This window comes from Azospira sp. APE16 (genome assembly GCF_047901315.1).
GTDB classification, from domain to species: Bacteria; Pseudomonadota; Gammaproteobacteria; order Burkholderiales; family Rhodocyclaceae; genus Azospira; species Azospira oryzae.
In genome coordinates, this window is the sequence record NZ_CP179682.1 from 1,144,614 (window position 1) to 1,157,007 (window position 12,394).

At 65.2% G+C, this 12,394-nt stretch carries 13 protein-coding genes and 1 tRNA gene; 9 read left to right on the top strand and 5 right to left on the bottom strand.

The window, feature by feature from the left end; all coding sequences use genetic code 11:
* Positions 1–85: 85 nt before the first annotated feature.
* Positions 86–1,123, bottom strand: coding sequence for a tRNA preQ1(34) S-adenosylmethionine ribosyltransferase-isomerase QueA (queA, locus tag ACLSSQ_RS05650; RefSeq protein ID WP_416244025.1), 1,038 nt, complete (start codon positions 1,121–1,123; stop codon positions 86–88).
* Between the two features lie 132 nt (positions 1,124–1,255).
* Here queA and ACLSSQ_RS05655 point away from each other — a divergent pair.
* Positions 1,256–1,342 (top strand) — tRNA-Leu (locus ACLSSQ_RS05655).
* Positions 1,343–1,495: 153 nt separating this feature from the next.
* Entirely contained in the window at positions 1,496–2,416 is a 921-nt protein-coding gene (locus tag ACLSSQ_RS05660; protein WP_014238331.1) for a 1,4-dihydroxy-2-naphthoate polyprenyltransferase, read from the top strand.
* 6 nt (positions 2,417–2,422) lie between these two features.
* On the opposite strand, the gene cobA is transcribed toward ACLSSQ_RS05660, so the two are convergent.
* Positions 2,423–3,220, bottom strand: coding sequence for a uroporphyrinogen-III C-methyltransferase (gene cobA / locus ACLSSQ_RS05665; RefSeq protein WP_416244026.1), 798 nt, complete (start codon positions 3,218–3,220; stop codon positions 2,423–2,425).
* A 226-nt stretch (positions 3,221–3,446) separates the two neighbouring features.
* On the opposite strand from cobA, the gene ACLSSQ_RS05670 reads away from it, so the two are divergent.
* From ACLSSQ_RS05670 to ACLSSQ_RS05695, 6 genes are all read left to right on the top strand, one after another.
* The gene (locus tag ACLSSQ_RS05670; protein ID WP_130458930.1) at positions 3,447–5,087 is read left to right on the top strand and encodes a nitrite reductase; all 1,641 of its coding nucleotides are present in this window, start codon (positions 3,447–3,449) and stop codon (positions 5,085–5,087) included.
* An 89-nt stretch (positions 5,088–5,176) separates the two neighbouring features.
* A complete protein-coding gene (locus ACLSSQ_RS05675) occupies positions 5,177–5,515 on the top strand; it encodes a c-type cytochrome (protein WP_416244027.1) in 339 nt (112 codons plus the stop codon).
* A 210-nt stretch (positions 5,516–5,725) separates the two neighbouring features.
* Positions 5,726–6,394 (top strand): TonB family protein, encoded by a 669-nt coding sequence (locus ACLSSQ_RS05680; protein WP_416244028.1) that lies wholly within the window; start codon positions 5,726–5,728, stop codon positions 6,392–6,394.
* A gap of 18 nt (positions 6,395–6,412) precedes the next feature.
* Positions 6,413–7,132 carry a MotA/TolQ/ExbB proton channel family protein gene (locus ACLSSQ_RS05685; RefSeq protein ID WP_416244029.1) on the top strand — a complete coding sequence of 240 codons (720 nt, stop codon included), beginning with the start codon at positions 6,413–6,415 and terminating at the stop codon, positions 7,130–7,132.
* Between the two features lie 10 nt (positions 7,133–7,142).
* Positions 7,143–7,559, top strand: coding sequence for an ExbD/TolR family protein (locus ACLSSQ_RS05690; RefSeq protein WP_416244030.1), 417 nt, complete (start codon positions 7,143–7,145; stop codon positions 7,557–7,559).
* Positions 7,560–7,667: 108 nt separating this feature from the next.
* A complete protein-coding gene (locus ACLSSQ_RS05695; protein WP_416244031.1) occupies positions 7,668–8,063 on the top strand; it encodes a hypothetical protein in 396 nt (131 codons plus the stop codon).
* 63 nt (positions 8,064–8,126) lie between these two features.
* Here the strand turns inward: ACLSSQ_RS05695 and ACLSSQ_RS05700 are convergent, their stop codons facing one another.
* From ACLSSQ_RS05700 to ACLSSQ_RS05710, 3 genes are read right to left on the bottom strand one after another with little or no spacing between them, the layout of a single operon-like run.
* Positions 8,127–8,624 carry a copper chaperone PCu(A)C gene (locus ACLSSQ_RS05700; protein ID WP_014238323.1) on the bottom strand — a complete coding sequence of 166 codons (498 nt, stop codon included), beginning with the start codon at positions 8,622–8,624 and terminating at the stop codon, positions 8,127–8,129.
* Positions 8,625–8,649: 25 nt separating this feature from the next.
* Positions 8,650–9,246 carry an SCO family protein gene (locus ACLSSQ_RS05705; protein WP_416244032.1) on the bottom strand — a complete coding sequence of 199 codons (597 nt, stop codon included), beginning with the start codon at positions 9,244–9,246 and terminating at the stop codon, positions 8,650–8,652.
* A gap of 8 nt (positions 9,247–9,254) precedes the next feature.
* Entirely contained in the window at positions 9,255–9,731 is a 477-nt protein-coding gene (locus tag ACLSSQ_RS05710) for a hypothetical protein (protein WP_416244033.1), read from the bottom strand.
* Positions 9,732–10,058: 327 nt separating this feature from the next.
* Between ACLSSQ_RS05710 and nosZ the strand changes: the two genes are divergently transcribed.
* Positions 10,059–12,356, top strand: a complete 2,298-nt coding sequence (gene nosZ / locus ACLSSQ_RS05715; RefSeq protein ID WP_130458924.1) for a Sec-dependent nitrous-oxide reductase — start codon at positions 10,059–10,061, stop codon at positions 12,354–12,356.
* Positions 12,357–12,394: the final 38 nt, after the last annotated feature.

Genomic DNA, 12,394 nt, shown 5'->3' on the forward strand with positions numbered 1-12,394 from the left:
ACACAGAGAGAAGTTGACCGTAGGTCTTGCCCCGGTGGATGAAGGGGGCGTTGGTTTTACTCTGTGATCTCTGTGTCCTCTGTGGCTATGACTTGTCTTCCCGCTCCAGCAGCATGGCGTCGCCGTAGCTGAAGAAGCGGTATTTTTCTGCCACCGCGTGGGCGTAGGCGGCGCGGATGGGGTCCAGGCCGGCGAAGGCGGAGACCAGCATGAGCAGGGTGGAGCGGGGCAGGTGGAAATTGGTGATGAGCCGGTCCACCACCTGGAAGCGGTAGCCCGGGGTGATGAAAATGTCCGTCTCGCCGCTGCCGGCCCGTACCAGGCCGTTGCCGCAGGCGGCCGATTCCAGGGTGCGCAGGGAGGTGGTGCCCACCGCCACCACCCTGCCGCCCCGTTCCCGGGTTGCAGCGATGGCCGCAGCGGTTTCTTCCGGCACGTGGAAGCGCTCGCTGTGCATCTTGTGCTCGTCAATCTTTTCCACGCGCACCGGCTGGAAGGTGCCTGCCCCCACATGCAGCGTCAGCGCGGCTCGGCGGACACCCTGCTCGGAGAGCCGCTCCAGCATTGCCTCATCGAAGTGCAGCCCGGCGGTGGGCGCTGCCACGGCGCCCGGGTGGCGGGCATAGACGGTCTGGTAGCGGGCCTCATCCTCCGCCTCCACCCCGTGCTCGATATAGGGCGGCAGGGGCAGGCGGCCGTACTGTTCGGCCAGGTCCCACAGATTGCCTTCGCCCTCCAGTTCGAGGGCGAAGAACTCACCCTGGCGGCCGCTGCACACCAGGCTGAAGGCGTTTTCCAGGGTGATGCGGGTGCCGGCCTTGGGCGACTTGCTGGCCCGCACCTGGGCCAGGGCATGGCGCTCGTCCACGATGCGCTCCAGCAGCACTTCCACCTGGCCGCCGGAGTCCTTCTGGCCGAAGAAGCGGGCCTTGATCACCCGGGTATCGTTGAACACCAGCAGGTCGCCGGGGGCCAGCAGGCCGGGCAGGTCAGTGAAGCGCAGGTCGCCCAGGTGGGGGCCGTCCACGTGCAGCAGGCGGCTGGCGCTGCGTTCCCTGGCCGGATGCTGGGCGATCAGTTCGGGCGGCAGGGGAAAGTCGAAAAGGTCGACGGAAAGGCTCATGGTCTTGCGGCTTTGGCGGTGGTGCCCGGAGCAGGCGGCGGGTGTCCTCGTCCGGCTTGTGGGGGCGTCGTGAATCGGTGATAATGCGCCCCTCGCGCAGTAGTGCCCGCCAGCTCTGGCCGGGCGTCCCGGGCCGGGATGGCGGAATCGGTAGACGCAGCGGATTCAAAATCCGCCGCTGGTAACAGTGTGAGGGTTCGAGTCCCTCTCCCGGCACCAAATACACCCACCCCGTGGGGCGGTTTTTGCAAAGGCCGCATTCTCTCACAGTCTTCGTTCCGGGATAAATTCGGCACCTTTTGATCTGGCCATGCGCCGTTTTGCCGCGCTGTGGTTAGACTGTGGCCTGTTTTTCCCTTACGCCCGTTACCCATGAACGCTTCCACACTCGCCAGCCTCTCCCGTCCCACACCCGGGCAGGCCTGGTGGCTCGCCCTGCGGCCCCGCACCCTGCCGGTGGCGGCGGCCCCCGTGCTGTCCACCTGCGCCCTGGCCTGGTCGGAAACGGGCCAGCTGCGCTGGCTGGTGGCCCTGGTGACCCTGGCGGCGGCCCTGCTGATCCAGATCGGCACCAACCTGCTCAACGACGTGGGCGACTTCGAGCGCGGCACGGACACGCCGGACCGCCTGGGCCCGCCCCGGGCCACGGCCATGGGCTGGCTCAGCGCCGCCCAGGTCAAGCGGGGCGGCTTCCTGGCCCTGGGCGGCGCCTTCCTGCTGGGCATCTATCTGGTGGGGCAGGGCGGCTGGCCCATCGTCTTGCTCGGCCTGGCTTCCCTGTTCTGCGGCTGGGCCTACACCGGCGGCCCCAAACCCATTGCCTACGGGCCTTTCGGCGAGGTCTTCGTGTGGCTGTTCTTCGGTCTGGGGGCGGTGCTCGGCACCTACTACCTGCAGACCGGCGGCCTCAGCCGGGCCGCCCTGGCCCTGGCCAACATGTCCGGCCTGTTCGCGGCGGCGGTGATCGTGGTGAACAACACCCGGGATAGGGCCGGGGATGCCCGGGCCGGCAAGCGGACCCTGGCGGTGCGCCTGGGCCTGACGGGATGTCGGGTGGAATACGGGCTGTTGATGCTGGCGCCCTTCGTTTTGCTGGGCTGGCTGGCCGCCTCCGGCCACCATCTGGCCGCCGGCCTGCCCCTGCTGGCGCTGCCGCCGGCCCTGCTGCTGGTGGTGCGCTTCGCCCGGGCGACGCCGGGTACCGGCCACAACCTGCTGCTCGGCCGCACCGCCCAGTTGCAGCTGCTGTTCTCTTTCCTGCTGCTCCTGGGCTGTCTCTTTCGACCCGGCTGATCCGGCTTAGACCGTCTCGGCTGCAGCCTGGGGTTCGAACCAGCTGAGCTGGGGCTGCAGCTGCAGCACGCCGCCGACGAAAATCAGGGCCGGCGTGGTGATGCCCGCTTCCTGCACCTTCGCTTCCAGAGTGGCTAGATCGGCCACCACCACCCGCTGCTGGCGGGTGGTGCCCTGTTGCACCACGCCGGCCGGCGTTTGCGGCGGCAGGCCGTGGGCGATCATCTGCCGGCTGATTTCTCCCAGGCCTGCAATTCCCATGTAGAAAACCACGGTCTGCTTGGGCCGGGCCAGGGCCTGCCAGTCCAGATTGACCGTGCCGTCCTTCAGGTGGCCGGTGGCGAACACCAGCACCTGGGCGTGGTCCCGGTGGGTCAGGGGGAAGCCGGCGTAGGCGGCGCAGCCGGCCGCCGCGGTGACGCCGGGCACCACCTGGAAGGGCACGCCGTGGCGGACGAGGATCTCCAGCTCCTCGCCGCCGCGGCCGAAAATGAAGGGGTCGCCGCCCTTGAGGCGGACCACGCAGCGGTATTTCTGGGCCAGCTGTACCAGCAGGTGGTTGATGTCGTCCTGGGGCAGGGTGTGTTTCGAGGCTTCCTTGCCGGCGTAGATGATCTCGGCGTCGGGCCGGGCCAAGTCCAGAATGCCGTCGCCGATGAGGTGGTCGTAGACCAGCACGTCGGCCTGGGCAATCAGGCGGGCGGCGCGTACCGTCAGCAGGTCGGGGTCGCCGGGGCCGCCGCCGACGAGATAGACGGTGCCGGGCAGGGCAGGGTGGGTGCGGTTCGGATCGGGCATGAGCATTATTTTTTCTCGTTTGGCAAAAGGCAGCATAGCCGGGCTGGCCGTCGGCCTTCAATCCCTTTTGGGGGTGTTTCGGCCTAGGCACCACTCTAGTGAATATCCCTACTTTTTGAAGTTGATTCGCATCAAGGATTTGGACAAGTCACCGGGCGCAATCTTTCGCCATCCCCGGATGCTGTGTCGGGGGTAACGGTTTGCTGATAATTCCTATTGAGGAGAGGAAAGCATGAAAAAGGGAGTTAGTGCCTTTATCTTTACGGCCCTCGCGGCCGCCATGGGCTCCGCATTCGCTGCACCCGCAGCCAACGCGCCGAGCCTGACCAAGGAAGCCAAAGAGGCTTCCGCCAAGATCTACTTCGAGCGTTGCGCCGGCTGCCACGGCATGCTGCGCAAGGGCGCCACCGGCAAGAACCTGGAGCCGGCGAACACCCAGAAGCTCGGCCAGGGCCGTCTGGAAAAGATCCTGACCTACGGTACCGAAGGCGGCATGCCCAACTTCGACGACATCCTGTCCAAGGATGAAATCAAGAACATGGCCACCTACATCCAGCAGCAGCCGGATGTGCCGCCCGAGTGGGGCATGAAGGAAATGAAGGCCAACTGGAAGGTGCACGTGCCCGTGGCCGAGCGCCCCACCAAGCAGATGAACAACATCAATCTGCAGAACGTCTTCTCCACCACCCTGCGTGACTCCGGCGAAGTGGCCCTGATCGACGGCGACACCAAGAAGATCTGGGGCATCGTCAAGACCGGCTACGCCGTGCACATTTCCCGTACTTCCGCTTCCGGTCGCTACGTCTATGTGATCGGCCGCGACGGCCGTCTGGACCTGATCGACATGTGGTTCGAGAAGCCCACCATCGTCGCCACCCTGAAGGCCGGCCTGGAAGCCCGTTCCGTCGATACCTCCAAGTTCAAGGGCTGGGAAGACAAGTACGCCATCGTCGGTTCCTACTGGCCGCCCCAGTACACCATCCTGGACGGCATGACCCTGGAGCCCCTGAAGAACGTCTCCACCCGCGGCATCACCGTGGATGGCGAGTATCACCAGGAGCCCCGCGTCGCCTCCATCGTTTCCTCCCTGATCAAGCCCGAGTGGGTGGTGACGGTGAAGGAATCCGGCCTGGTCAAGCTGGTGGACTACTCCGACGTGAAGAACCTGAAGGAAACCACCATCGAAACCGCCAAGTTCCTGCATGACGGCGGTTGGGATGCCACCAAGCGTTACTTCCTGGTGGCCGCCAACGCCTCCAACAAGGTGGTGGTCGTCGATACCAAGGAAGGCAAGCTGGCCGCCCTGGTGGATACCAAGCCCAAGCCCCACCCCGGCCGTGGCGCCAACTTCGTGCATCCGAAGTTCGGTCCCGTGTGGTCCACTTCCCACCTGGGTTCCGACGTCATCAGCCTGATCGGTACCGATCCGGAGAAGCATCCCCAGTACGCCTGGAAGGTCGTGGCCGAGCTGAAGAACCACGGTTCCGGTTCCCTGTTCGTCAAGACCCATCCCAAGTCCAACAACCTGTGGGCCGATGCCCCGCTGATGCCGGAGAAGGATGCTGCCGAATCCGTCACCGTGTACAGCATCGACCAGCTGGGCAACCCGGATGCCAAGCCTGAGGTGATCAACGTCGCCAAGATGGCCGGCCTGCCGGAAACCAAGGGCGTGAAGCGGGTGGTGCATGCCGAGTACAACGAGAAGGGTGACGAAGTCTGGTTCTCCGTTTGGACGGGCAACAAGACCGAGCCTTCCGCCATCGTGGTGCTGGACGACAAGACCCGCAAGTTCAAGACCGTGATCAAGGATCCGAAGCTGGTCACGCCCACCGGCAAGTTCAACATCCACAACACCCAGCACGACGTGTACTAAGCGTTATTGCCGGAATCGTTGTCTAATGACCGGGGGCTGCGGCCCCCGGTTTTTTCATGGTGCACGCCTTTTTGTCGAAGGAGATGAGGATGTCGCTGACGACCCGAACCCTGCTCTGCGCCGCCCTGTTCGGCGTGGTTGCCGTACCGGCCCAGGCCGCGGACAAGAAGCGGGATGCCGCCATGCTCGAACTGGCCGAGCGGCACCGCTGCCTCAATTGCCACGAGGTGGACGTCAAGGTGCGGGGCCCGGCCTGGCGCGAGGTGGGGCGCCGCTACTGGGACGACCCGGAAGCCGAGGCCCGCCTGCTGGTGAAGGTGAGGGAAGGCGGCAGCGGCGTCTGGGGCGACGATTTCATGTCGCCCAACAAGCGGGTCAGCGATGCCGACCTGCAGGCCCTGGTGCGCTGGATACTCTCCCTGCGCTAAGACTGGCGCCCTTTTCCGGCCGCCCCTGCGACCTTTGGTCGCATCCCCTTGGCGGCCGTTGAACCCTAGAATTACGGGGTTCGCCACCCTCTCGCCCAAGCCGGCATGGCCGCCCTGGCGACGGCGTTTCCGGCAGTCCCGCGAGCCCTCGTCGGGATGCCGCTGCGGGGCCCCTCGCGGCCCGAAAAGGATCGTTTTCTGTCTGCTTCATTGCCCAGTCCATGGCCCTCCCTCTCCCGGGGGCGCCGGGGCTCGATCTTCCTGCTGGTGCTGGCCCTCCATGGGGGCGGTCTGGCCTACGCCCTGCATTCCGGTAGTGCCGTGGTCAGCGCCATGGTGCCCCAGCCGATGAGCGTACGCCTTATCGACGCCGCGCCTGCGGCCAGGCCCCAGCCCGAGGTGGCGCCGCCCCAGCCGATGCCGCCCAAGGTCGAGCGGCCGCGGCAGCCCAAGGCCCCGGCCCCGGTGCCGCTGGCAAAGACGCCTGCGCCGATCCTGGCGGCAACGCCGACGGCGGCCGCCAGCAGTGATTTCGTCGCCCCCGAGGCTCCCCCCAGCCGCGCTCCCAGCACGACCACCGCGGCGGCGCCTGCCCTGGTGCCGGCCCGTTTCGATGCGGACTACCTGCACAACCCGAAACCTGTTTACCCCCCCATGTCCCGTCGTTTCGGCGAGGAAGGCAAGGTCCTGCTCAAGGTGCGGGTGACGCCCCAGGGCACGGCGGAGCAGGTGGATATCCAGACCGGCAGCGGCTATTCCCGCCTCGACAGCGCTGCCCGGGAGGCCGTCCAGCGCTGGCGTTTCGTCCCCGCCCGGCGCGGTGACGAGGCCGTGGCAGCTTCGGTCATCGTTCCCATCACTTTCGCTCTCGACAGCTAACCCATTGCAGGAGTCCCCATGAACACCCAACTCGGTCTTTCCCATTTATGGGCCCAGGGAGATGGGGTTTCCCATTCCGTCGCCCTGATCCTGCTGCTGCTGTCGGTGGCCAGCTGGTGCGTCATCGTCGGCAAGTTCATCGCCCACTGGCGCGCCTCCCGCACCCAGAGCCGGGCCCTGGCCGCCTTCTGGCAGGCCGATTCCCTGCCCGAAGCCCTGGAAGCCATCCGCCGCGAGGACGCCAGCGGCATCCTGGCCGGCCTGGCCCTCTCCGGCGCCCACGCCGCCCAGGCCCATGAGCAGCATGCGGCCCGGGGCATCGGCGCCGGCGTCAATGCCAGTGAATTCGTCACCCGCTGCCTGCGCCAGAGCATCGTCACCGCCCAGGCCCGCATCGAGCAGGGCCTCACCTTCCTCGCTTCGGTGGGCTCGACGGCGCCCTTCATCGGCCTGTTCGGCACGGTGTGGGGCATCTACCACGCTTTGGTGGGCCTCTCCGGCTCTTCCCAGGTGGTGCTGGACAAGGTGGCCGGTCCCGTCGGCGAGGCCCTGATCATGACCGCCGCCGGCCTCTTCGTCGCCATTCCCGCCGTGCTGGCCTACAACGCCTTTACCCGGGCCAACCGCCTGGTGCTGGCCCAGATGGACGGCTTTGCCCACGACCTCCACGCCTATCTCACCACCGGCGTGCGTCTCTCCAGCACCGTGCCCCAGGGCGGCCTGGTGCGGGTTGCCTGAGGCCGCCGGCATGGCTTTCGGATCCTTCAACGAGGGCGGCAGCGCCCAGCCCATGGCGGAAATCAACACCACGCCCCTGGTGGACGTGATGCTGGTGCTTTTGGTGATCTTCATCATCACCGCGCCCCTGCTCAATCAGGCCGTGCCGGTGGATCTGCCCAAGGTCAGCGCCACCCAGGTGGAGCAGAAGCCCCAGGTGGTGCAGCTGGCCCTGGACGGCAACAGCCAGGTCTTCATCAACGGCGAGGTCGTGGCCGGCGAAGCCCTGGCCACCCGCCTGCAGGGCCTGGCCGGGCCGGAAACGGAACTGCATCTGCGGGCCGACCGCGGCACCCGCTACGAGAAGGTGGCGCAAGTGATGGCCACCGCCCAGCGGGTGGGCATCGCCAAGATCGCCTTCGTCACCGAGGAACCCGGCCGTCCCTGAGGTCGGGATTGTTCCGCCGGGGGCGGGAAAATCCCTCCTTGCGCTTGCCCCGCTTTTTTTCCACTATGAAACAGGTGGGCATCTGGGCATGGGCGAAAGGAGGCGGGCATGGATATGGATGGCCTGGTCAAGGCGCTGGAACTGCGTTTTGCCTGCACCTGCTGCGCCGACGGTTGCTGCCTGCGTTCCTACAGGGGGCACAGCCTGCTCTGCCTGACCTACGATACGCCCTGGGTGCCCCACACCTGGGAGGATTTCGTCCGCTTTGACGACGGCACCCGCCGCAACATGCTGGAATTCCTGCGCCTGGAACTGGGCATTTCGGAAAGCGTGGAGATTTCCATCGAACATGCGGCCCGGGCCCTGCGCCTGCGCTGGATGCCCGTCGGCACCTGCGGCGTTATGCAGGTGCCAGACCCGCCCCTGTATTTCGAGCGCACCCAGCAACTGGACAAATACCGCACCGACGAACACGTCATGGGGCGCAACTTCAGCCAGTTCTGAAGCGCCGGCCAGCAAAAAGGGACTCCCGCGGGAGTCCCTTTGTTTTGTTGCGTCCGGACAGGCTCAGTGCTTCATGGCGCCGTGGTTGTGCTGGCCCATGTCTTCCGGCTTGGCGGCGGGCACCTGGATCTTGCGTACCGGGGCTTCGATCTTGGTGGAGGAGCCGTCGTCCAGCTTCAGGGTGATGGGCACCACGTCGCCTTCCTTCAGGTCCTGCTTGAGGCCGATCAGCATGACGTGCAGGCTGCCGGGCTGCAGTACGGCCTCGCCCTTGGCCTTGACCTCGATGTCGGCCACCGGGCGCATGCGCATGACGCCGTTGTCGTTGATGTGGTTGTGCAGTTCCACCACCTTGGAGACGGGGCTCTCGGCCTTCAGCACCTTGCGGTCGACGTTGCCGCTGTTCTTGATGACCATGAAGGCGCCGGTGTTGGGGGTACCGGTGGGAACCAGGCGCACATAGGGGTCTTCCACCTTGATCGGGCTGTCGGCCAGGGCCGGCAGGGCGAACAGGGCGGAACAGGCCAGGGCGGCGGAAATGAGGCGGCGGTGCAGTTGCATGGGGAACTCCTGTGGGTGAAGTCGGTTACTTGGGTTGGGGCAGCAGGCGCCGCATGGCGGCGGCCATGTCTTCCGGCGTCGTGCCGTGGGGCAGGGAGGCGGCCAGGCGGCCGTCGGGAGCCAGCAGGTAGACGAAAGAGGAGTGGTCCACCACATAGCCGCCTTCCGATTTGACCTCCTGCCGGCTGTAGCTGGCGCCGTAGGCGTGGGCAATGGCGGCGATTTCCGCCGGGGTGCCGGTCAGGCCCTTGAGCTTGGGGTGGAAAAAGACGGCGTAGTCCTTGAGGCGGGCCACGCTGTCCCGCTCCGGGTCTACGGAGATGAACAGGGGCTGGACCTGGGCCAGCTCCGCCGGCGTCAGCTTTTCCAGGGCGCTGCCGAGGGCCGCCAGGGAGGTGGGGCAGACGTCCGGGCAGTAGGTGTAGCCGAAATAGAGGGCGACCACCTGGCCGCGGAAGTTCTGGGTGGCAATACGGCCGTCGGCGCTGTCCAGGCTGAAATCGCCGCCGCTGGGCGGGGCGGCCAGGGTCAGGCCGCCGGGGGCTGGCGGGGTGTCGCGGGAACAGCCGGGCAGGCCCGGGATGGCCAGGACCAGGATGGTGAGCAGGGCAATGAGGCGCATGGTGTCTTTCAGTGGCCTTCCGGGGCGGCCGACTCGAAGCGGAAGGGGACGGCGATATTCTTGCCGCCGCTGCCGACCAGCACGGTGGCCTGCCAGATCATGGTGCCGGTGATGCAGACGGGCAGGTTGCCCTGCCCGACAAAGGTGCCGGTTTCCTTGGCGGCGGCCAGCAGGGGGCGGTTATAGCCCATCTTCATGTCCACCCCGGCAAAATCCACCTCCACCTGGCTGGCCGGGATGCCGCTGACCCGGGCGCTCAGGGTCAGGGGCTTGAGGGCCGGGACCGGGCGGGGGCTGATGCTGAATTCCACTTCGCCACCTCCGGGCAGGGCCGCCCGGCAGGGACCCCGGTTCAGGTCGCAGTCCGAGAGGGGGGCTGCCAGGTCGGTCTTGGGGGTGAGCAGGGGGGCCAGGGTGTAGCCGAGGCCGCCGAGGGCGATGACGGCGCCGAGGATGGCCAGGTCATAAATAATTTTTTTGGACATTCGTTGCTTCGGGGCTGGGGCAGGTAATGGGTACCGGTGTTGCGGAGGGCCGGCGGACCGCGGTAGGGCTTGGTGGACCGGGTGGCGGTGCCGCGAAGGCGCGTAATTCCTTGGCTATCCTGACACGATGACGCCAAAGCCGCTACTGGCTTGGCGATGGGCTCGATTCTCAACCCCGAGCCATTTCCCCAATTTAACCTGCATCAAAGTTTAGAAGTGTGGCGGCGCCGATGATGTGCGACATATTGCCGCATAGTAGGTGCGCACCCTATGGTGCCTAGGGCAATAGCAGAGAAATTTCCTTTATTTATCAACGGGAGAGTCAAAATGAAGACTCGTATGAAGCAGACCGTCGCCGCGCTGGTTGCAGCCGGTATCGGTTTCGCGGCAGCGGGGGCTGCCACGGCAGCAGAGTCCCTGCAGGACGTGATGAAACGTCGCAGCCTGTCCCAGCAGGACCTGCTGGCAGCGGCCAAGACCTACGTTCCCACCGGTAAGCGTGATGAATTCGTCGCCTTCTCCTCCGGCGGTCAGTCCGGCCAGGTGATCGTGTATGGCATTCCGTCCATGCGCATCCTCAAGTACATCGGCGTGTTCACCCCCGAACCCTGGCAGGGCTACGGCTACGACGAGAACTCCAAGGCCGTGCTGAACCAGGGCATGATCGACGGCAAGCAGATCACCTGGGGCGACACCCACCACCCGGCCATCTCCGAAACCGACGGCAAGTACGACGGCCAGTTCCTCTTCATCAACGACAAGGCCAATCCCCGTCTGGCAGTGATCGACCTGCGCGACTTCGAGACCAAGCAGATCGTGGTCAACCCGATCTTCAAGTCCGAACACGGCGGCGCCTTCGTCACCCCGAACACCGACTACGTCATCGAGGCTGCCCAGTACGCTTCCCCGCTGGAAAACAAGAAGTTCTACCCCCTCGAAGAGTTCAACGAGAAGTACCGCGGCGGCGTCACCTACTGGAAGTTTGACCGCAAGGAAGGCCGCATCGATCCGAAGCAGTCCTTCTCCCTCGAACTGCCCCCCTACAGCCAGGATTTGTCCGACGCTGGCAAGGGTCCGTCCGACGGCTGGTCCTTCACCAACTCCTTCTGCTCCGAGCGCTATGTGGGCGGTATCGAGAAGGGTCGTCCTCCCTATGAAGCCGGCTGTTCCGCCAAGGACACCGACTATCTGCACGTGATCAACTGGAAGAAGGCTGCCGAACTGGTCGCCAAGGGCATGGCCAAGAAGATCAACGGCCACAACGTCCTGGCAATCGAAACTGCCGTCAAGGAAGGCGTGCTGTTCCTGATTCCGGAACCCAAGTCTCCCCACGGCGTCGACGTGACCCCGGACGGCAAGTTCATCACCGTTGCCGGCAAGCTCGACACCCACGTGTCCGTGTATTCCTTCGACAAGATCCAGGCCGCCATCAAGGCCGGCAAGTTCGAGTCCAAGGACGCCTACGGCATCCCCGTGATCGCCATGAAGGACGCACTGCACACCCAGGTGCAACTGGGCCTCGGCCCCCTGCATACCCAGTACGACTCCAAGCAGTGTCTGGCCTACACCTCCCTGTACGTTGATTCCCAGGTGGTGAAGTGGAACTTCTGTGAAGGCAAGGTTCTCGACAAAATCAGCGTGCACTACAACATCGGTCACCTGATGACCATGGAAGGTGACTCCGCCGATCCCAAGGGCCGTTACCTGGTGGCGCTGAACAAGCTGTCCATCGACCGCTTCGTGCCCGTCGGTCCCCTGCACCCGCAGAACCACCAGCTGATCGACATCAGCAACGACAAGATGCAGCTCCTGTACGACATGCCCCTGCCGCTGGGCGAGCCGCACTACGTTGTCGCCATCGATGCCGCCAAGCTGAAGCCCGGCGTCCGTTACAAGGTGGGTACCGACTCCCGCACCGACAAGCCGCACCCCGGCGCCGTCCGTGCCGGCGAGGAAGTCACCACCAAGAAGGGCAACAAGATCGAGGTCAAGGGTACCCTGATCCGTTCCCACATCACCCCGGAAACCATCGAGGCTGAAGTGGGCGACGAAGTCACCATCCACCTGACCAACCTCGAGCGTGCCCAGGACGAGACCCACGGCTTCACCGTCTCCACCTACAACGTCCATGCTTCCGTCGAGCCGGGCAAGACCGTCACGGTCAAGTTCAAGGCCGACAAGGAAGGCGTCTATCCCTACTACTGCACCGAGTTCTGCTCCGCGCTGCACCTGGAAATGCAGGGCTACCTCCTGGTCAAGCCGAAGGGCTGGAAGGCGACCAAGACCGCCGGTGCCGAGAAGGCGATCTACAGCGAAGACGACTACAAGAAGCAGCTGAAGAAGGTGGCCGATACCCAGGCCGTCATCGATCAGGTGGTCGGCTACATCACCTCCGTGAATTACAAGGACTTCCCGGATGTGGTGAACATGATGGACGACGCCGTCGATCAGCTGAACAAGATCAAGGACGCCAAGGCCAAGCATGAAGACGCTGCCAAGAAGAAGGACTGGAACCAGGCCACCCTGTGGGCCGAGCAAGTCTGGCAGTACCAGGTGAAGGCAGCCGACCTCGGCCTGCGCGCCAAGACCTATCTGGAACAGAACGGCGCCAAGAAGGTGAAGTAATCCGCCGGATTTGATTCAGGTAATAGTTGTTGAACGCG

What these genes read in the sequence shown, in the direction of transcription:
- queA (WP_416244025.1), bottom strand. Translation starts at nt 1,123, where the DNA reads ATGAGCCTTTCCGTCGACCTTTTCGACTTTCCCCTGCCGCCCGAACTG.
- ACLSSQ_RS05660 (WP_014238331.1), top strand. Translation starts at nt 1,496, where the DNA reads ATGAACGCTTCCACACTCGCCAGCCTCTCCCGTCCCACACCCGGGCAG.
- cobA (WP_416244026.1), bottom strand. Translation starts at nt 3,220, where the DNA reads ATGCTCATGCCCGATCCGAACCGCACCCACCCTGCCCTGCCCGGCACC.
- ACLSSQ_RS05670 (WP_130458930.1), top strand. Translation starts at nt 3,447, where the DNA reads ATGAAAAAGGGAGTTAGTGCCTTTATCTTTACGGCCCTCGCGGCCGCC.
- ACLSSQ_RS05675 (WP_416244027.1), top strand. Translation starts at nt 5,177, where the DNA reads ATGTCGCTGACGACCCGAACCCTGCTCTGCGCCGCCCTGTTCGGCGTG.
- ACLSSQ_RS05685 (WP_416244029.1), top strand. Translation starts at nt 6,413, where the DNA reads ATGAACACCCAACTCGGTCTTTCCCATTTATGGGCCCAGGGAGATGGG.
- ACLSSQ_RS05690 (WP_416244030.1), top strand. Translation starts at nt 7,143, where the DNA reads ATGGCTTTCGGATCCTTCAACGAGGGCGGCAGCGCCCAGCCCATGGCG.
- ACLSSQ_RS05695 (WP_416244031.1), top strand. Translation starts at nt 7,668, where the DNA reads ATGGATATGGATGGCCTGGTCAAGGCGCTGGAACTGCGTTTTGCCTGC.
- ACLSSQ_RS05700 (WP_014238323.1), bottom strand. Translation starts at nt 8,624, where the DNA reads ATGCAACTGCACCGCCGCCTCATTTCCGCCGCCCTGGCCTGTTCCGCC.
- ACLSSQ_RS05705 (WP_416244032.1), bottom strand. Translation starts at nt 9,246, where the DNA reads ATGCGCCTCATTGCCCTGCTCACCATCCTGGTCCTGGCCATCCCGGGC.
- ACLSSQ_RS05710 (WP_416244033.1), bottom strand. Translation starts at nt 9,731, where the DNA reads ATGTCCAAAAAAATTATTTATGACCTGGCCATCCTCGGCGCCGTCATC.
- nosZ (WP_130458924.1), top strand. Translation starts at nt 10,059, where the DNA reads ATGAAGACTCGTATGAAGCAGACCGTCGCCGCGCTGGTTGCAGCCGGT.